Here is an 18,657-nt window from a genome sequence, read left to right on the forward strand (position 1 = left end):
TGAACCAGTATTCAAATAGGAAAGTGAATATTGCTGGGCGAGGATGAAAAGGAAGGGGCGCAGCCGGCGGCCGTGACGGGCGCAGAGGCTAGCGCCGCGCGTCCGCCGAAGACGGCGCGCGGACGGCGCACGTTGCGCGCATTGCTCGATGCCGCGGCGGAGGAATTCGGCGAGAAGGGCTTCCACGAGGCCGGGATCAGCCGCATCACCCAGCGTGCGGGTGTCGCGATCGGCAGCTTCTATACCTATTTCGACAGCAAGGAGGCGATCTTCACCGCGCTCGTGCGCGATCTATCCGATCAGGTGCGCGATTTCGTGGCGCCGCGCATCGCCGGCCAGGCGGATCAGCTTGCCGCCGAGCGCACGGGACAGCAGGCCTTCATCGAATTCGCGCGGCTCCACAAGGAGATATACCGCATCATCGACGAGGCCGAGTTCGTCGATCCGGCCAGCTATCGTGCGCATTATACCAACACCGCGACGCGCATCGCGGCGCGGCTGGACGCGGCGGCGGGGCGGGGGAAATCACCCCCGGCGATGCGGAGATCCGGGCCTGGGCGATCATGGGGATGAACGTGTTTCTGGGGATGCGGTACGGGGTGTGGGGGCAGGATGTCGATCCGGCCGAGGTGGCGCGGGTTTGCGGAGACCTGATCGCCCATGGCATGAGCCCACGCGAGGATTGATGCCCTACCGCGATCGATATTGGCAAGCCGCCGACGGACTGGCCCTGCATGCGCGCCATTACAGCGCCGCCGACGGGCGCGCGCGCCTGCCGGTGATCTGCCTGCACGGCCTGACCCGCAACGCCAGGGATTTCGAGGCGCTCGCGCCATGGCTCGCCGCGCGCCAGCGGGCGGTGCTGGCGGTCGATGTGCGCGGGCGCGGGCTGTCGGATTGGGATCCGAGGGCGGATTATCGTTTGCCCACCTATGCCGACGATATCGCCCGGCTGATGGAGGCGCTCGGGATCGCGCACGCGATCTTCGTCGGCACATCGATGGGCGGGCTGATCACGATGGAACTGGCGGCCATGCGGCCCGATCTGATCGCGGGCGCCGTCATCAACGATGTCGGCCCGGTGTTGGCCCCGGCCGGGTTGATGCGGATTGGGTCCTATGTCGGCCAGAAGCCCGACGTGAAGAATTGGGCCGATGCGGTGGCCTATGTGCGCTGGCAGAACGGCCACGCCTTGCCGCATTATGGGCAGGCCGATTGGGAAAAGATGGCGCGACGGCTGTTCCGCGAGCGCGATGGACGGGTCGCGCCGGATTACGATCCCGACATCTCGAAGCCATTCGCCGATGCGCCGCTGGCGGTCGACCCGTGGGAGCGGTGGGACGCGCTGGCAGGGGGGCGGCCGATATTGCTGTTGCGGGGCGGCGAATCGGATCTGCTTGCCGCGGACGTGGCGGCGAAGATGATCGGCGGGCATGCCGGGGCGGCGTTGCGGCTGGTGCCGGGCGTGGGCCATGCGCCGATGCTGGATGAGCCCGAAGCATTGGCGGCGCTGGAGGCGTTCCTCGATAGCGTCCCCTGAATCCCCGTCCTTCCGGGCGGATCGCTAGGCGGGTTGTCTGTCCTTTACGTAAGCGCCCAAAATGGCTGGGATGAGCCCGGGGAAACGTTCATCCACCTCGGCACAGCGCGATGTGTTCCGCATCTCCACGCCCTGCCGCTCGGACCGGATCAGCCCCGCTTCCCGCAGCACCTTGAAATGCTGCGACAGCGACGATTTCGGAATCACCCGATCGCCCATGCTGGCGAACGCCTGGCAGGTCTGCGCGCAGCCGGCCCCGGCGATATCCGCAAAGATCGCCGCGCGCACCGGATCGGACAGCGCATGGAGCACCGCGCCGGGCCGCACATCGTCGATCGAAGGGTGAAACAGGGGCCGCATGATTTTTTTGAAGTAGGGGGTCTTGAACTGGAGTTCAATAGTTCCATTTTCCTGAACTATGGGACAAGGCGGCCATCCCGGCCGCCGTCCCCAGCAGATCAAGGATCAGGATCATGTCGAAACTCGCAGGCAAGGTCGCCGTCGTCACCGGCGCATCGAAGGGCATCGGCGCCGGCATCGCCAAGGCGCTCGCCGCCGAAGGCGCCGCGGTCGTCGTCAATTACGCATCGAGCAAGGCCGGCGCCGACGCGCTGGTCGAAACGATCGCCGCTGCCGGCGGCAAGGCGATCGCGGTGAAGGCCGACGTGTCCAAGGCCGATCAGGCCCAGGGGCTGATCGATGCGGCGGTCAACGAATTCGGCCGGCTCGACATCCTCGTCAACAATTCGGGCGTCTACGAATTCGCGCCGATCGAGGCGACGAGCGAGGAGCTCTATCGCAAGATGTTCGACGTCAACGTGCTCGGCCTGCTGCTCGCCACCAAGGCGGGCGTCCCGCATCTCGGCGAGGGCGCCAGCGTGATCAACATCTCGTCGGCGGTGACCAGCCTGTTTCCGGAGCAGACGGCGATCTATTCGGGCACCAAGGGGGCCGTGGATGCCATCACCGGCGTGCTCGCGAACGAGCTCGGCCCGCGCAAGATCCGCGTCAACGCGATCAACCCGGGCGTCATCGAGACCGAAGGCACGCACGCCGCCGGCATCAGCGGATCGGATTTCGAAAGCGCGATCGTCGCCCAGACCCCGCTCGGCCGCACCGGCCAGCCCGACGACATCGCGACGATCGCGGTGTTCCTGGCGTCGGACGATGCGCGCTGGTTGACCGGCGAGAAGCTGACCGCCAGCGGCGGCCTGCGGTAATCTCAATCCTCCCCATGCCAGGCATGGGGAGGATCCTCATGTCAGGCCCGCGGATGCGCGTTGCGGTACACGTCCAGCAGGTGCGCGGTATCGACGCCGGTATAGACCTGGGTCGACGACAGGCTGGCATGGCCCAGCAACTCCTGCAGCAATCGCAGATCCGCGCCGCGCCCGAGCAGATGGGTCGCGAAGCTGTGGCGCAAGGCATGGGGCGTCGTGCGCTCCCCCAATCCCAGCCGTGCCCGGGCGCCGCGAACCGCGCGGCGGACGATATCCGCCGAGAGCGGGCCACCCTTGGCGCCGCGGAACAGCGGCAAGGCGCGCGACACCCCCCACGGGCTGGCTGCGATATAGAGCTCGATCGCCTCGCGCACCGGCGCCAGCAGCGGCACGACCCGCGTCTTCGCCCGTTTGCCGGTGACCACGAGCGTATCGCCGAGCGGCAGGACCGCGCCGGTCAGCGCCATCGCCTCGCCGACGCGCAGGCCGGCGCCGTAGAGCAGAAGCAGCACTGCCTTGTCGCGCAGCCCGATCCAGGGTTCGCGCGCTTCGTCCTCGGCATCGTCGGCGATCGCGATCGCTTCGGACGGCGCGACCGGGCGCGGCATGCCGCGCTTCACCCGCGGACCGCGCATGCGTGGCGGGGCTCCCGTTCCCTCGGCCTTCGCGATGAAGGCGAGAAACCCGCGCACCGCGGACAATTCGCGCGCGGCCGACGCATTGCCGATCCCGTCCCCGCGCCGCGCGGCCAGGAAGGCGCGCAATTCGGCGGCGTCGATCGTGGCGAGTTCGGCGCCGTCGATCGGCCCGGCGCGATGCTGCCCGAGAAAGACGATCAGCCGCCGTGCCGTCGCGCCATAAGCGCGCAACGTGTGTTCGGAACGGCGCCGATCGCGCCGCAGATGCGCTTCCCACTCGGCGCTCAACTGGAACGCCGGATGGCTGTCGAGGGTCAGCGGCGCGGACATGCGCCCGCCATAGCAAGCGCGGACCGTAACGTCATTGGGGCATCGGCACCTTGAGGATCCGCGCGCCGGTGAAGCTGCCCATGTAGAGATTCTTGCCCACCTGCAGCCCGATCGAGGCGCCCGCCATCTCGCCCGCCGCGCCATGATAGAGCGGGGTCACGGTCATCGTGCGCGGATCGAAGCGGCCGACGGTGAAGCTCGACGAGCATTGCTTGTCGAGCGTGACGCAGGTGCGGCCGATCAGCTTGTCGATCCCGGTCGCGAGATAGGTGCCGTCCGCGGCAACCGAGAGATTGTCGGGCATGAAACCGGCTTTGACGCGCGCGGTGATGCGCTGGCTCGCGCGATCGTAGCGGACGATCTCGCTGGTCGTCCACGCGTCGAAATAGACGGTCTTGCCGTCGGGGCTGACCTGGACGCCGTTGTTGAACGCCGCGTCGCTCCCCGGCAGCCGGCGCAGCTTCCCGCCCGGATGCCATTCCATCAGGAAGCCGGCCGGCGTGCCGTCGATCTTCTCGGGCTGGCCGTGCGCGGTCGGCACGGTCGCGATGAAGCCGCCGCCGGGGAGGGCGGCGACATCGTTGAAGACCTCGGTCGAGGGTACGCAGCCGCGCCAGGTGAGCGAGCGGCCGCCTTGGTCGACCTCGAGCAGCTCGATCGATTCGCGCTCCTGATGGTTCACCACCAGCAATTGCCACCGCCCGTCGGCACGCTTCGACAGATGGATGCCGTGCGGGCCGATATGGCTCGGCGGTGCAGTGCAGGCGGCATCGCCCCAGCCTTTTTCAAGCGCTGCCTTGATCGGCAGCGGCGCGATCCTGTCGGTGGTGGTGTCGAGCAAGGCGAGATCGCCCTTCACGTTGTCGCGCAGCGCATAATATTGGCTGACGATCACCAAGGGGGTGCCAGGGATGCGTTCGAGATCCTCGGGTCCCCACACCCCCATGATCGGAGTCGGAGCTGCGAGGGTGGCCTGCGCCAGCCCCAGTGCGACGCCCAATGAGGCGATTCCCCGCATCCACCTGCTCCTGTCCCGCGGCGCTTCGCGCGCCTTCATCAGCCTGCCATAGACGCGCCGGGACGCCCGTCCCAGCAAAACCATGATCCGTCGCCCCTGCGCAGGCAGGGGCCCATGTCTTTACCAATTTTTGACACCTTTTCGTTTGGCGAGACGTGGGCCCCTGCCTGCGCAGGGGCGACGGTTTTATGGGCCCGGATCTGTCGTTCAAGCCGTGCCGATGACCACGCGGAAAAGTGACTCTTTCAAGCGCGTCAATCCTACATTTCAGCGACCGGAATAATTAAACCGCTTGTGCCAGGAAATCGGTGGTGACACTATCTGTTGTGCCGGCGCCTGGGGGCCTGGCACTAGATTGAGATTCACCGGGGCGATCACCATATCGTTTCCGGAGTCGCCCGCCCTGTGGAACATGGGGGTGGAACGGCTTCGTGCGCTCTCAGTCCTTGCCCCCGGAACCGACAGGCGTAACGTTCAGGGATTGACTCGATCCCTTGCGAACGAAAAGAGAACAGGGGACGGGTAATGGACCTTTCTGGTAGCAGCAGCGTCGATACAGGAACGAACGATATGGCCACCCTTCTCGATCCCGTGAGCGCCCGCGCCACCGTGGGGGGCGCCGGAACGAGAGCGCGACCCCGGCGGCCAAGGGGGCCCCGCGCAAGCCGTTTCCGCTCGAGGTCGATCATTCGCGCGACGCGCTCCTCACCGATTTCGGCAAGGAGACGCTCAACGATCGCTATCTCCTGCCCGGCGAGACCTATCAGGATCTCTTCGTGCGCGTCGCATCGGCCTATGCCGACGATCAGGCGCATGCGCAGCGCATCTACGATTATATCTCGCGCCTGTGGTTCATGCCCGCGACGCCGGTCCTCTCGAACGGCGGCACCGGGCGCGGCCTGCCGATCTCCTGCTTCCTGAATTCGGTCGACGACAGCCTCAACGGCATCGTCGACACCTGGAACGAGAATGTCTGGCTGGCCTCGCGCGGCGGCGGCATCGGCACCTATTGGGGATCGGTGCGCGGCATCGGCGAGCCGGTCGGCCTCAACGGCAAGACCAGCGGCATCATCCCGTTCGTGCGCGTGATGGACAGCCTGACGCTCGCGATCAGCCAGGGCTCGCTGCGGCGCGGCTCGGCGGCGGTCTATCTCGACGTCTCGCACCCCGAGATCGAGGAATTCCTCGAAATCCGCAAGCCGTCGGGCGATTTCAACCGCAAGGCGCTCAACCTGCACCATGGCGTGCTGCTGACCGACGATTTCATGGAAGCGGTGCGCGACGGCAAGACGTTCGATCTGAAGTCCCCCAAGGATGGATCGAAGCGCGGCGAAGTCGATGCGCGCTCGCTCTTCCAGAAGCTGGTCGAGACCCGGCTCGCGACCGGCGAGCCCTATATCGTGTTCGGCGATACGGTGAACCGCGCCATGCCCAAGCATCATCGCGATGCCGGCCTCAAGGTCTCGACCTCGAACCTCTGCTCGGAGATCACGCTGCCGACCGGACGCGACCAATATGGCGAGGCGCGCACCGCGGTCTGCTGCCTGTCGTCGCTGAGCCTCGAGACGTGGGATCAGTGGAAGGACGAGAAGGGCTTCATCGAGGACGTCATGCGCTTCCTCGACAACGTGCTCGAGGATTTCATCGAGCGCGCCGAGCCCGGCATGGAGCGCGCACGCTATTCGGCGATGCGCGAGCGTTCGGTGGGCCTCGGCGTGATGGGCTTCCACTCGTTCCTGCAGGCGCGCGGGCTGCCGTTCGAAGGCGCCATGGCCAAGAGCTGGAACATGCGCATCTTCAAGCACATCCAGGCGCAGGTGAACGAAGCCTCGATGCAGCTCGCGATCGAGCGCGGGCCCTGCCCCGATGCGGCCGACATGGGCGTGATGGAGCGCTTCAGCTGCAAGACCGCGATCGCGCCGACCGCGTCGATCAGCATCATCTGCGGCGGCACCAGCGCGTGCATCGAGCCGATCCCGGCCAACATCTACACCCACAAGACGCTGTCGGGCAGCTTCTCGATCAAGAATCCGTATCTCGAGAAACTGCTGATCGCGAAGTCGAAGAACAGCGATGCGGTGTGGAATACGATCCTCGAGAAGGGCGGATCGGTCCAGCATCTCGATTTCCTCACGCAGGAGGAAAAGGATGTGTTCAAGACCTCGTTCGAAATCGACCAGCGCTGGCTGATCGAGCTCGCCGCCGATCGCACGCCCTATATCGACCAGTCGGCCTCGCTGAACCTGTTCATCCCGGCCGATGTCGAGAAATGGGATTTGCTGATGCTCCACTTCCGCGCGTGGGAGCTCGGCATCAAATCGCTCTATTACCTTCGCTCGAAATCGATCCAGCGCGCGGGCTTCGCCGGCGGGGTCGAGGCGGACAACACGATCGACCTGCGTCAGATCGAGGTCGCCGCGAAGGATTATGACGAGTGCCTGGCCTGCCAGTAAATTCCCTCTCCCATCGGGAGAGGGAGGGTGAGGACGCTATCGCCCTCACCCTTCCCACCGCCTTCGGCGGCGGGCCCCTTCCCTCTCCCGATGGGAGAGGGAGTTGATGTCAGGCCTCTTCCTCGAACGTCACGGCCACGTCGGCATTGGCGCTCAGGCGCACCTTGTCGCCCTCGACCTCGGCCACCAGGCCACCCGAAATATAATGGTGGTGCCCCTCGTGACTGCCTTCGCCCGAATCCTTCTTGGTCAGCTTGATGCGATCGCCGTCGACATGATCGACCGTGCCGACATGAACGCCGTCGGCGCCGATCACTTCCATATGCTCGGTAATCTGGGACAGGTCAGCCATGGTACAGTCTCCTCCTTGGGGGGTAAGCGGGCCGAACGCGCGACCGCGCGGAAAGCCGCATCGCCGATCATGCGCCAGCATTGTGACAATCGCCAGACCCCATCGTTATCGGCCCGAAACGACGTCGAAACGCCTGTGGACAACCCCGAAGTCAAGTCTAGACTTTGTGGCGCAGAGGCGTAGCATTCCCCATATATCGACTTGTTCATGGCTTGTTCGGAACGGTCGCGAAATCCATTCGTAAGGAGCTTACCCATGTCGCTGCTGAAGGCTTCCCGCTCCTACAAGCCCTTCGAATATCCGTGGGCGTATGAATATTGGAAGCGCCAGCAGCAGCTCCACTGGCTGCCCGAGGAGGTGCCGCTGGGCGAGGATTGCCGCGATTGGGCGCAGAAGCTGACCGATCACGAGCGCAATCTGCTGACCCAGATTTTCCGCTTCTTCACCCAGGCCGATGTCGAGGTGCAGGATTGCTACCACGAAAAATATGGCCGGGTGTTCAAGCCGACGGAGGTCAAGATGATGCTGACCGCCTTCTCCAACATGGAGACGGTCCACATCGCCGCCTACAGCCATCTGCTCGACACGATCGGCATGCCGGAAAGCGAATATTCGGCCTTCCTCCAGTATAAGGAGATGAAGGACAAGCACGACTATCTGAGCACGTTCGGGGTCGATACCGACGAGGATATCGCGCGCACCTTGGCCATGTTCGGCGGCTTCACCGAGGGGCTGCAGCTCTTCGCCAGCTTCGCGATGCTGATGAACTTCCCGCGCTTCAACAAGATGAAGGGCATGGGACAGATCGTGTCATGGTCGGTGCGCGACGAGACGCTCCATTGCGAGGGCATCATCCGCCTGTTCCACGCTTTCTGCCAGGAGCGCGGCTGCCTCACCAATGCGGTGAAGGAGGATATCCTCGACATGTGCCAGAAGACGGTGCGGATCGAGGATGCGTTCATCGATCTGGTGTTCGAGATGGGGCCGGTCAACGGCATGACGCCCAAGGACATCAAGCGCTACGTCCGCTACATCGCCGACTGGCGGCTGGGCCAGCTCGGCCTCAAGCCGATCTACATGATCGAGGACCACCCGCTGCCGTGGCTCGCGCCTTTGCTGAACGGGGTGGAGCACGCCAACTTCTTCGAAACCCGCGCGACCGAATATTCGAAGGCGGCGACGCGCGGCGACTGGTCCGATGTGTGGGACAGCTTCGATGCGAGGAAGAAGGCGAAGACCGCGCCTGCGAACGAGGATCCGGGTGCGGGCGAGAGCGGCGGGCTGTTCGGGCATGCCGGGGTGGCGGCGGAGTAGGGACGCTTTAACCCGTCGCCCCTACGCAGGCAGGGGCCCATCTCTCGTCCGGCTTATGCTGTACTGAAGGAATAAGCGCAGCACTTCGTCTCGACTTCATCTATATTGGCGAGAGCCATGGGCCCCTGCCTGCGCAGGGGCGACGGGGTTGGGGTTTGCGATGGAGCCGCGTGCCTACGTCTACATCATGACGAACGGGACGAGCGGCACCCTTTATATCGGCGTGACCGGCGATATCGTCGCGCGAGTCCATCAGCACCGCAGCGGCAAAGGTTCGGAATTTTGCCGTCAGTGGGGCCTGACCCGGCTCGTCTACGCCGAGCCGCATGCGCGCATGGATGAGGCGATCGTGCGCGAGAAAGCGCTCAAGAAATGGAAGCGCGCGTGGAAGCTCAACCTGATCGGCAAGGCCAATCCCGATTGGCGCGATCTGTGGGAAACGATCAACTGCTAGCTGCCCGCCAATCCCAACCGTCGCCCCTGCGCAGGCAGGGGCCCATCTCTCTCGAAAGCCAGTTGTCCTAAGGGGAGCGCCCGATCGCCCATCGCCCATCCAGCACCACCAGACATGGGCCCCTGCCTGCGCAGGGGCGACGGTATTAGCTAAACCCCACTACTGCATGCGGCACGTAGGGCTCCTCCAGCCGCCCAATCTCCTCCGCCGACAGCGTCAGCGACACCGCCGCGATCGCGTCGTCGAGCTGTTCCGACTTCGATGCGCCCACAATCGGCGCGCTGACTTCGCTCTTCGCCATCACCCATGCCAGCGCGACCTGCGCCATCGGCACGCCGCGCGACGCCGCGACCTCGCCGACGCGCTCCACCACGCGGCGATCGGCCGCCTCGGTCTTCTCGACAAGCACGCGGGTGAAATTATCGGTCTCGCCGCGTTTCGTCGTCGCGTCCCACGGCCGCGTCAGCCGGCCGCGCGCGAGCGGGCTCCACGGGATCACGCCGATGCCCTTCGCCTTGCACAAGGGCAGCATCTCGCGCTCCTCCTCGCGGTAGAGCAGGTTCACGTAATTCTGCATCGAGACGAATTTGGTCCAGCCGTTGGCCTCGGCGACGTGCAAGGTCTCGGCGAACTGCCACGCGAACATCGACGAGGCGCCGATGTAGCGCACCTTGCCGGCCTTCACGACGTCGTGGAGCGCCTCCATGATCTCTGGGATCGGCGTGCCATGGTCGAGCCGGTGGATCTGGTAGAGATCGATATAGTCCGTGCCGAGCCGCTTCAGGCTGGCATCGACCTCATGCAGGATCGCCTTGCGCGACAGGCCCTTGCCGTTCGGGCCCGGCCGCATTTCGCCGCAGACCTTGGTGGCGAGCACCAGCTCGTCGCGCGGGATCATCTCCTTGAGCAAGGCGCCGACGATCTCCTCCGACGTCCCGTCCGAATAGACGTTGGCGGTGTCGAAGAAGTTGATCCCGGCCTCCACCGCCTTGCGGATGATCGGGCGGCTGGCGTCCTTGTCGAGCGTCCAGCTGTGGTTGCCGCGGTCGGGCAGGCCGAAGGTCATGCAGCCGAGGCACAGGCGCGAGACGTCCACGCCGGTCGAGCCGAGCTTACCGTAATCCATGGCTGATATCCTTAGCGGCTCATCCCGACGCCCGGCTTCGGCAGGAACCAGCGCGCCACCACGAGCCCGCCGACGATCATGCCGATCATGTTGCCGATGCCGAGATAGAGGAAATACGTCTTGGGCAGATAGGCGTTGTAGACCGGTTCGCCGATCGTGAAGTAGAGCGAGGTCGCAACCGCGGCGAGCACGATGATCTTCGCGCGGCTGGCGAAATCGCTCACCCGATCGGCGATGAGCCACAGCGCCAGCCCGAGCAGGAAGATCGTGACGATCGACAGGACCAGCCCGCCGATGATCGCGGCGCTGTCCATCGCCGGGAAGCCCGCGGTGTTGAAATGGACCATCGCCACCGGTCCCTTGCCGTAGAGCACGGTACCCTGCTGGGTGAAGGGCCAGGGGACGAGATAGGTGCCGGTCCCGCTCGGCGTCAGATATTGGGCGAGCGCGGCCTGAAGCGCGGCGTTCTGGTCATCCGAGACCGCGCGGAACGGCAAGCGGCCGAGCGGCGTGCCCCAGAAGATGAAGCCGACGAACCATTGGGCGAGCCCGCCGAGGATGCTGCCGATAACGAGCCTGATCATGCCGCCCTCCTGTTTGGAGCGCAGGCTAGGCCTCCCACGCCCACATTGCTAGGCGGCGTGGACGAATTTGAACCAGTATCCGGTGGCAGCGATGTGAACCATAATGCGGTTCTGCTTCAATTCGTCCATGCGACCCGCGCAGTCGTTCGGTAATGCTTCACCGTCATTTGCCGGTCCAATCTGAGTTCGCGCTGTACCGGAGGCCGCCGAGGCCGGGTGCGAGCCGGATGCCGCGCGTCTATGCATGACAAAAGCATGACAAGATTTGTCGATCTCCACAGAGTCAAAAAGAAGCACGGCACGGCCCTCGATTTCCGCTGGCTGCATGCTGTCCCTTGTGGGTCTCGATTCCGGCGCTATCATGCGGCATCACCCTCATACTATTTTGGATTGCCTATAAAAATGGCCGCTTCCGCCTGCCCCTTTCCGGGCATCCCTTTGATCGAATCTCCCGTTTTCGGTGCCGAGATCGAGCGGATGGACCTGTCAGTCGAAGAGCGCGAAATCGCCGTCGCGCTCAACCGCGATGGATACGCGGTGTTCGACTTCCCCGATATCGAAATCGACGCGCGGATTGCGCGGATACGCAAAGACCTGGCGCCCAAACTCGGCATCGACGATGACGATAAGACCAGCAGCAAGTTCGGTGGGGTGGGCCGTATCCAAGACGCCTGGCAATTTGATGCCGACGTGCAGGCGATCGCCGCGAATCCCAAGGTACTCGATTTACTCTCCCGGTTGTACGGTCGCCGGGCGTTTCCATTTCAAACCCTCAATTTCCCGGTGGGAACGCAGCAGCACCTGCACACCGATGCCGTTCACTTTTCCTCCATCCCGCAAAGGTTCATGTGCGGCGTATGGCTGGCAATGGAGGACATTGAGGCCGATGCGGGCCCGCTATCCTATGTGCCCGGCTCCCATAAATGGCCGATTCTCGACAACGCGATGATAGGCCGGCGCGGAGCGGACCAAACGCATGGGTCAGCACAGACGCCCTATCATGACGCCTGGAATGCACTGGTCGCCGAACACAACATTCCCGCCAAGAGTTTTCTGGCTCGCAAGGGACAGGCGTTGATCTGGTGCGCAAACCTGCTGCACGGCGGCAGCGTGCAGAACAACCCCAATCTGACTCGATGGTCGCAGGTAACGCATTACTTTTTCGACGATTGCGTTTATTATACGCCTGCGTTCTCCGACGAGTTTCTTGGGCGTCTCGCGCTGCGCAATCTCGTCAGCATTGCCGACGGCACCAGGAAGCCCAACCTTTATCTCGGTGAGGAAATTCTTCCCCCGCCTTATCAAAGGAGCCGGTGTCACTGACTGCACGCTGGGGCAGGCGTATTGCGCGCACATTGAAGCGGCGCGCACCAAAGAACAACAGCAAGGTCCTGGTATGACGCGGAATGTATCGTTGGCGCGGCTACGCCGGAATCTCGCGCCCAAAGGCAATGTCGATGCCCTTGCCGGTGCGCGCGTGGCCGGATGGGCCTTGGGGCGAGGTCCACTTTCCGTGGAGGCCTGGGTTGGAGATCGCTGCGTCGCCCATAGTTTCCCCGCAATCCATCGCCCCGACGTCGCCCATGCCTATCCCGATCATCGGCGAGCCGCCACCTGCGGCTTTGCTTTCGATCTGCCCGCCGGTGCCATCGCGTCCGACGCTCTGGCGGAGTTGCGGATTGTAGCCCGCCCGACCCGGCGCTGGTTGCCAAGCGCGACCATTGCTTCGTTCCAGATGGCCGGCGATGGTCTGGAACGAAAGCTCAGCGAGGCCCGGAACGGGAGTATAGTCGGACCTTTTCCGAAGCAGGTGATAGACGCCATAGCAGCGGTCTGGCCTGAAGAATGTGCCGACCTTGGTTCCGTGGCGGGCCAGGCCCGTTTTGCTGCGCGCGTCAAGCAGATCATGCTGACGCCGGGTCTCAACGCGCTGCCGGTCTTCGCGGACTATGCGCGATATCTGGCGACGACACTGGCGCATTGCCGCTTCGTTGAACGCCATTTCCCCGCAACGAACCGGCAGGCTGAAGCGGGCGCCGCCGATTTCCACTGCAAGCCCAACTCGGTGCGCGAGCTCTTCGCGATAATCCATCAACTCTACGTGTTGAAATCGTGGGGCGTCACTGGTGATTTTGCGGAGTTTGGCTGCTTCAAGGGTTACAGTTCCGCGATGCTGAGCTTCGCCTGCTCCCAGCTGGGCCTGAACATGCATGTCTTCAATTCTTTCGAAGGGCTGCCGCCGGCGGCCGGATCCGGCTACGAAGCCGGGCAATATGCCGGCGGCCTCGATGAGGTTCGCGATCATGTCGCGCGCTTCGGCGCGATCAACTGCGTCACTTTCCACAAGGGGTTTTTCGCCGACACCTTCCGCGAGTGGCGCCCGCCGGCACTGATGTGCCTGTGGATGGACGTCGATCTCGAAGTCTCAGCGCGCGACCTGATGGTGATAGCCGATGCGCTGGATCCCCGGTCGAGCCTCTTCAGCCACGAGTGCAACGCGAGCATATTCGAGGACGGCCACATCATCACCTCACCGTCGCCAGATAACCCGATCCCTCCGATGCTTGCCCGCCACGAGGAATTGGGGCGCCCTCTGACCGGGCGCTACGTCGCTGGCTACACCGGTGCCTTCTGGCCGCGCAGCACGGGCATTCCTGTGGTCGATACCGAGGTTCTCGCGGACTTGGCGCGGAACCTGGGTGTCTAGGGTCAGGATTGCGGCGCCATCAACTTGCGCGCGAAGCCGATCAGCCCGGTCTGGCGCGAGCGGCGCAGCCGTTCGGCCTTGAGGATGGTCAGAACCTGATCGAAACAGGCCTGAACGTCATCGTTGATCAGGACGTAATCATAGCCGTCCCAATGGCTTATCTCGGAGGCTGCGCGCGCCATGCGGCCGTCGATCACCGCCTGATCGTCGGTGCCGCGCCGCGCGAGCCGCCGGCCCAGCTCCTCGACCGAGGGGGGCAGGATGAAGACGCGCACGACATCGCCGCCGGCCTTCTGGTAAAGCTGCTGCGCGCCCTGCCAGTCGATATCGAACAGCACGTCCTTGCCGCTGCCGAGCATGTCCTCGATCGGCTGGCGCGGGCTGCCGTAGCGATGATCGAAGACGTGCGCCCATTCGAGGAATTCGTCGTCGCGCACCATCTGCCGAAACTGCTCGAGTTCGACGAAATGATAATCGCGCCCGTCGACCTCGCCCGGCCGCATCGGCCGGGTCGTGGCGGAAACCGACATCGCGATGTCGCGATCGGCTTCGAGCAGCATCCTGGCGATGGTGGATTTTCCGGCACCCGACGGCGATGAAAGCACGAACAGGACGCCGCGTCGTGCGAGGCTCTTGGTAGGCATGGCCGCTCTTGGCTTTCTGCGCCGTCGGCGTCAACGTAAGGAATGACCCGCTTCATCGTCCTGCTCCGCGGCATCAACGTCAACGGTCGCTCGCTGCCTATGGCAGAGCTCAAGCAGGCGGCGCGCGACGGCGGCTTTCCCGACTGCGTGACCTATATCCAGAGCGGCAACCTGGTCCTGTCGGCCAAGGGTGACGCCGCGGACGTGGAGAAGGCGATCGAGTCGCTGATCGAAAAGCAGTTCGGGATAAAGGTCGAGGCGATCGCGCGCAGTGCCGCCGATTTCGCCGCGGCGGCGGCGGCCAATCCGTTTCCGGAGGGGCTGGGGAAGCAGATCCATCTCGGGCTGACCAAGAAGCCGCTGAAGGCGGGAGCGCCCGAGGCGCTGGCCGGGCGCGCGACCCATGGCGAGGAGATCGTCGCTGCCGGCGGCGGGCTGTGGATCAACTTCACGCAAGGCGTGGCGGATAGCAAGCTCATGCCCGCGGTGCTGGACAAGGCTGCGGGATCGACCCTGACGGCGCGCAACTGGAACACGGTGCAGAAGCTGATCGCGCTGGCGGAGGCCTGAAAGCCCACCGGAGCGGATGCAGGTCGCAATCGCGCCAACAAATCACCATAGTCGATCGATCGGCCCGATCGCGCCAGTTCCCTTGTTCCCCGCTTTTGCGTAAGATGATGCAAAGACGGGGGGCAGGCGTCATGAGCAACGTAGCCGGCAAAGCCTACGGCATGAATGTCGTGACGCCGATGCGACCGCATCTGACGTGGCTCAATCGTCTGCTGTTCATGGCCGCGCGATCCTTGCCGGCGACCTTGACCGGATTGTTGGGGCTGTCGCTGATCCACTTCGCGCGCTGGGTGATCATCAAGCGCGATCAATGGCCGCAGCGCGGGCAGCCGCCGCAAAAACTTGCCAACGATTACATGCTGTTCTGCAGTAACTTCAATGGCACCTGGGATCAGTATATCGATGCCTTCGCCGATGGCATACCGGGCGGGCTCGATCTCTTCTGGTATTCGAGCACCAAATACCCCAATTCGATCCCGATCACGCCGTTCAAGGATTATATCCGGGCGAACCAGATCGATACCAACTATTACTACAACGCCACGCCGGGCAGCGCGCAGCGGGACATCAAGGCGGCGCTGAAACTGGCGGCCTTGCTGCGCGATGTCGATCCGGATCTGGGCGATGCCGCGCTGGCGGTCGCTTACGATCGGGTGATGGCGCAAGGGCAGGGCTGTCTCGGCGCGCCCGGTTATGCGCCGGTGGCGAGTTGCGACACGGCGGTGGCGGATACGCATCGCTGCGCGGCCGTCAGCGCCCGCTGGGGCGATCACGGCGCCGGGCCGCCGCCGGCCGAACATATGCTGCATGCGGTGGCGCCTGCGGCGGTCGCGGGCCTGTCGACCGGTCCGTCGGCCGCCGAGAAGCAGGCGGTGCAGGCCGCGGTCGCCGACGTCGTCGCGGCACCATCGCGCGTCGATGAGGCGCCGCCCTTGCCCGCGCCCGCATCGGGAGCACGCTGATGCCCAATATCGATGGCGGCCATTATTTCTTCACGGCGGCGGTGCCGATCTGCAATGTCGGCATCGTCGAGCATGAAGGCATGAAAAGCTCGCCGATCCACATGGTGCGCGAGGCGCTCGAAACCCTGCCGACCGCGCTCCAATCGCGCGCCGCCGAGAAGATCGGGATCCAGAGCCCGTTCGCGCGATCGCTGCGCACGCATCTCGCCCGCTTCGTCGTGCTTGACCAGCCTTTCTATAACGGGCGCGATCATGGCGATGCGCTGATCTCGACGGTCCGGAACACCGATCTGCTCAAGGCGCAGCCGAATGACATGCTGAGCTGCCCCTATCTGCTGGTGATGATCGACTTCGATCCGCTCGGCGACGGGACGGGCGAGCCGCGTTCCTATTTCGAGGAATTGTGGGGGCTGATGCCGCGCGAGCTGACCGCGGTGTTCACCTATTGCTACGGCTTCTCGAAGGTGACCGACGCGGCGAGCTTCGCCGACTTCATCCTCCCGTGCCAGCTCGAGACGACGATGCCGTTCAACGATTATTGGATCGGCGCGCCGCCTTTGACGTCCTTGTCGAAGACGATGCTGATCGCCATTCCCGCGGTCGGCCTGGCGCTGCCGCTGCTGGCGGGCCTGTTCGGTTTTCTGCATTTCGGCGTCGCGATCCTGATCGCGCTCGCCTTCGCGGCGATCGGCCTGGCGATCGATTATCGGTGGGTGATGCGCAAGGGCAGCGAGCCCTTCCCGGCGGCACCCAATTCGACGCTCCGCGATGTGCTGAAGGCGCTTTACCTGCAGCAGGCCTTCACCCGTTTCGCCGCCGAACAGCAGGGGCGCACGGGCGAGGATGTCGGCGTCGCGTTCCGCGCTTTCCTCCGGCAGCACCAGCCGAAGAATCTGGATGGCCCGACCCAGCCGCCCGGGGTGATCCGCAGCGTCATCGGGGGGAATGCGGCATGACGGTCTTGCTCGATCTGGCCGACATCCAGGGCGGCATATTGCGCGCCTATGGCCGCCAGGGCTTTCCCAAGGCGCGCTATGTCTTCTTCACGGTGCGCGACGCCGCCAAGGGCCGCGCCTTCGTCGAGGCGTTGCGCCCGACGATCACCACGGCCGCGCGCTGGAAGAATCCCGATCGCGGCGAGGCCCTGCTGCGCACCCGCAACCCGCGCGTGAAGGACGTCGTCCGCGCCGAGGGCGTGCCCGATTATCCGGGCGAAGTGCAACTGATGAAGCCGAAGGTGGCGATCAACATCGCCTTCACCTTCTACGGGCTGGTCGCGCTGCAGGTGCCGACCCGGACGCTCCGCAACATGCCCGACGAGTTCATCGACGGGATGGAGCAACGCGCGGCCCTGCTCGGCGACGATCCGTTCCTCGGTCGGCGCGATGCGATCTGGCGCAACTCGCACGGCGAGAATCGCGTCCACATCATGGTTTCGCTCAATGCCGAGATGCTGCCCGACGGCACGCCGATCCCCGAACTGGCGGAGGAGACCGGCAAGCTGCAGGCGCTGTGCGATGCGTCGGAGGGCGGGGTCGTCCTGCTCACCGGCCACGGCCCCGACGATCTGCCCTGGCAGGACATGTCGGCGATCCTGCGCGAGGACGATGGCCAGCTCTGGCCGACCAACAAGGAGCATTTCCAGCTTTCGGACGGCTTCGGCGATCCGGTGTTCGAAGGGCAATTGTCGGGCGAGGCCGAGCGGCTGCGCGCGGTCGGCGGGGGCAAGATCCTGCCCGATCGCAGCTGGGCGCCGCTGGCCACCGGCGAATTCCTGCTCGGCTATCCCGACGAGGCGCAGGAGATTCCGGGCGCGGCAATGCCGATCGAGTTCAGCCGCAACGGCACCTTCATGGCGTATCGCAAGCTCCACGAGAATGTCGAAGGCTTCGAACGCTACATCGAGGAGATGGGGGCGCGCTACGCCGCCACGTTCGGTGTGCCGCAGGCCGAGGCCGAGGAGACGGTCAAGGCCAAGATGGTCGGCCGCTGGAGCGACGGCGTGCCGCTGATGGCGGCGCCGACCTTTCAGGACTGGCAGGCGTTCAACGCCGATCTCGCCGCCGCACATGCCGCCGCGGACAAGCCGAAGCTCGCGCAGATCGCGCTCAAATTCACCGACTTCCAATATCGCCCCGATCCCGCGGGCGCGGTCTGCCCGGTCACCTCGCACCTGCGCCGCGCCAACCCGCGCGACATGCTCGATCCGCATTTCACCCTGCCCGAAAGCGCGGGGTGGGACGGATCGGCTCTGGTCAACCGCCGCCGCATCCTGCGGCGTGGCCTGCCTTACGGGCCCTATGACAACGCGCCGGCCGGCAGCGAGCAGGGCATCATCTTCCTGGCGATCTGCTCGAGCCTGTTTCGCCAGTTCGAATTCGTCCAGCAGCAGTGGATGCAGTACGGGCTCGACTTCAACGCCGGCAGCGACACCTGCCCGATCGTCGGCAACCATCTCGACGCGGACGCCAAGCTGGTGATCACGACCGATCCGGCGACGGGCAGGAAGCCCTTCATCTGCGGCGCGCTGCCGCAACTGGTCGAACCGCGCGGCGGCGACTATTTCTTCGTGCCGAGCATGACGGCGCTCAGGATGATCGGAATGGGGATCGTCGATCCGACGTGATTAAAACCCTCTCCCGCTTTTCGCGGGAGAGGAGGGGCCCGCTGGCGAAGCCGGCGGGAGGTGAGGGTCTTCTTCTTCGGCGGTTCGATGAAGGCACAAGAAGAAGACCCTCACCCCAA

Annotated in this window: 18 protein-coding genes and 2 pseudogenes; 12 read left to right on the forward strand and 8 right to left on the reverse strand. The window is 64.7% G+C overall.

Going from position 1 to position 18,657, the window contains the following annotated elements:
* The first annotated feature begins 72 nt into the window (after window positions 1-72).
* A pseudogene (locus tag AB4Z44_RS01265) lies at window positions 73-686 on the forward strand (TetR/AcrR family transcriptional regulator).
* Window positions 686-1,540 carry an alpha/beta fold hydrolase gene (locus AB4Z44_RS01270; RefSeq protein ID WP_404712280.1) on the forward strand — a complete coding sequence of 285 codons (855 nt, stop codon included), beginning with the start codon at window positions 686-688 and terminating at the stop codon, window positions 1,538-1,540. The pseudogene AB4Z44_RS01265 and the gene AB4Z44_RS01270 overlap by 1 nt, the downstream one beginning before the upstream one ends.
* A 24-nt stretch (window positions 1,541-1,564) precedes the next feature.
* Here AB4Z44_RS01270 and AB4Z44_RS01275 read toward each other — a convergent pair whose 3' ends face one another.
* Window positions 1,565-2,002, reverse strand: a complete 438-nt coding sequence (locus tag AB4Z44_RS01275) for an ArsR/SmtB family transcription factor (protein ID WP_404712281.1) — start codon at window positions 2,000-2,002, stop codon at window positions 1,565-1,567.
* An 11-nt stretch (window positions 2,003-2,013) separates the two neighbouring features.
* Here AB4Z44_RS01275 and AB4Z44_RS01280 point away from each other — a divergent pair, with 11 nt between their 5' ends.
* Window positions 2,014-2,760, forward strand: a complete 747-nt coding sequence (locus AB4Z44_RS01280) for a glucose 1-dehydrogenase (RefSeq protein ID WP_404712282.1) — start codon at window positions 2,014-2,016, stop codon at window positions 2,758-2,760.
* A 41-nt stretch (window positions 2,761-2,801) separates the two neighbouring features.
* Here AB4Z44_RS01280 and AB4Z44_RS01285 read toward each other — a convergent pair whose 3' ends face one another.
* Entirely contained in the window at window positions 2,802-3,728 is a 927-nt protein-coding gene (locus AB4Z44_RS01285) for a tyrosine recombinase XerC (RefSeq protein ID WP_404712283.1), read from the reverse strand.
* 31 nt (window positions 3,729-3,759) lie between these two features.
* The gene (locus AB4Z44_RS01290; protein WP_404712284.1) at window positions 3,760-4,746 is read right to left on the reverse strand and encodes an SMP-30/gluconolactonase/LRE family protein; all 987 of its coding nucleotides are present in this window, start codon (window positions 4,744-4,746) and stop codon (window positions 3,760-3,762) included.
* A gap of 671 nt (window positions 4,747-5,417) precedes the next feature.
* Here AB4Z44_RS01290 and AB4Z44_RS01295 point away from each other — a divergent pair.
* Window positions 5,418-7,199, forward strand: a pseudogene (locus AB4Z44_RS01295) (ribonucleoside-diphosphate reductase subunit alpha); the annotation flags it as partial.
* Between the two features lie 109 nt (window positions 7,200-7,308).
* On the opposite strand, the gene AB4Z44_RS01300 reads toward AB4Z44_RS01295, so the two are convergent.
* A complete protein-coding gene (locus AB4Z44_RS01300) occupies window positions 7,309-7,551 on the reverse strand; it encodes a DUF2171 domain-containing protein (protein ID WP_404712285.1) in 243 nt (80 codons plus the stop codon).
* A 255-nt stretch (window positions 7,552-7,806) separates the two neighbouring features.
* Here AB4Z44_RS01300 and AB4Z44_RS01305 point away from each other — a divergent pair, with 255 nt between their 5' ends.
* Window positions 7,807-8,865 (forward strand): ribonucleotide-diphosphate reductase subunit beta, encoded by a 1,059-nt coding sequence (locus tag AB4Z44_RS01305; protein ID WP_404712286.1) that lies wholly within the window; start codon window positions 7,807-7,809, stop codon window positions 8,863-8,865.
* A 160-nt stretch (window positions 8,866-9,025) separates the two neighbouring features.
* Window positions 9,026-9,319 carry a GIY-YIG nuclease family protein gene (locus tag AB4Z44_RS01310; protein WP_404712287.1) on the forward strand — a complete coding sequence of 98 codons (294 nt, stop codon included), beginning with the start codon at window positions 9,026-9,028 and terminating at the stop codon, window positions 9,317-9,319.
* 145 nt (window positions 9,320-9,464) lie between these two features.
* Here the strand turns inward: AB4Z44_RS01310 and AB4Z44_RS01315 are convergent, their stop codons facing one another.
* From AB4Z44_RS01315 to AB4Z44_RS01325, 3 genes are read right to left on the reverse strand one after another with little or no spacing between them, the layout of a single operon-like run.
* Complete coding sequence (locus AB4Z44_RS01315; RefSeq protein WP_404712288.1) at window positions 9,465-10,445, reverse strand: aldo/keto reductase; 981 nt, start codon at window positions 10,443-10,445, stop codon at window positions 9,465-9,467.
* Between the two features lie 11 nt (window positions 10,446-10,456).
* On the reverse strand, window positions 10,457-11,029 hold the full coding sequence (locus AB4Z44_RS01320) for a hypothetical protein (protein WP_404712289.1): 573 nt from the start codon (window positions 11,027-11,029) through the stop codon (window positions 10,457-10,459).
* A 48-nt stretch (window positions 11,030-11,077) separates the two neighbouring features.
* A complete protein-coding gene (locus tag AB4Z44_RS01325; protein WP_404712290.1) occupies window positions 11,078-11,356 on the reverse strand; it encodes a hypothetical protein in 279 nt (92 codons plus the stop codon).
* A 75-nt stretch (window positions 11,357-11,431) separates the two neighbouring features.
* On the opposite strand from AB4Z44_RS01325, the gene AB4Z44_RS01330 reads away from it, so the two are divergent.
* Together AB4Z44_RS01330 and AB4Z44_RS01335 are read left to right on the forward strand one after the other, a co-directional pair.
* Window positions 11,432-12,352: a phytanoyl-CoA dioxygenase family protein gene (locus tag AB4Z44_RS01330; RefSeq protein ID WP_404712291.1), complete on the forward strand. Its 921-nt coding sequence runs from the start codon at window positions 11,432-11,434 to the stop codon at window positions 12,350-12,352.
* A gap of 91 nt (window positions 12,353-12,443) precedes the next feature.
* Window positions 12,444-13,736 (forward strand): TylF/MycF/NovP-related O-methyltransferase, encoded by a 1,293-nt coding sequence (locus AB4Z44_RS01335; protein ID WP_404712292.1) that lies wholly within the window; start codon window positions 12,444-12,446, stop codon window positions 13,734-13,736.
* A gap of 2 nt (window positions 13,737-13,738) precedes the next feature.
* Here AB4Z44_RS01335 and gmk read toward each other — a convergent pair whose 3' ends face one another.
* Window positions 13,739-14,380: a guanylate kinase gene (gmk, locus tag AB4Z44_RS01340; protein WP_404712293.1), complete on the reverse strand. Its 642-nt coding sequence runs from the start codon at window positions 14,378-14,380 to the stop codon at window positions 13,739-13,741.
* Between the two features lie 42 nt (window positions 14,381-14,422).
* On the opposite strand from gmk, the gene AB4Z44_RS01345 reads away from it, so the two are divergent.
* The 4 genes from AB4Z44_RS01345 to AB4Z44_RS01360 all read left to right on the forward strand — a co-directional run bounded on the left by AB4Z44_RS01345 (window position 14,423) and on the right by AB4Z44_RS01360 (window position 18,538).
* Complete coding sequence (locus AB4Z44_RS01345; protein ID WP_404712294.1) at window positions 14,423-14,950, forward strand: DUF1697 domain-containing protein; 528 nt, start codon at window positions 14,423-14,425, stop codon at window positions 14,948-14,950.
* 131 nt (window positions 14,951-15,081) lie between these two features.
* Window positions 15,082-15,912 (forward strand): hypothetical protein, encoded by an 831-nt coding sequence (locus tag AB4Z44_RS01350; RefSeq protein WP_404712295.1) that lies wholly within the window; start codon window positions 15,082-15,084, stop codon window positions 15,910-15,912.
* Complete coding sequence (locus tag AB4Z44_RS01355; protein ID WP_404712296.1) at window positions 15,912-16,868, forward strand: hypothetical protein; 957 nt, start codon at window positions 15,912-15,914, stop codon at window positions 16,866-16,868. The genes AB4Z44_RS01350 and AB4Z44_RS01355 overlap by 1 nt, the downstream gene beginning before the upstream one ends.
* Window positions 16,865-18,538 carry a Dyp-type peroxidase gene (locus tag AB4Z44_RS01360; RefSeq protein ID WP_404712297.1) on the forward strand — a complete coding sequence of 558 codons (1,674 nt, stop codon included), beginning with the start codon at window positions 16,865-16,867 and terminating at the stop codon, window positions 18,536-18,538. Before AB4Z44_RS01355 ends, AB4Z44_RS01360 begins: the two co-directional genes overlap by 4 nt.
* Window positions 18,539-18,657: the final 119 nt, after the last annotated feature.

Origin of the sequence: Sphingomonas sp. MMS24-J13 (assembly GCF_044905095.1) — a bacterium.
In the GTDB taxonomy this organism is placed as follows: domain Bacteria; phylum Pseudomonadota; class Alphaproteobacteria; order Sphingomonadales; family Sphingomonadaceae; genus Sphingomonas_I.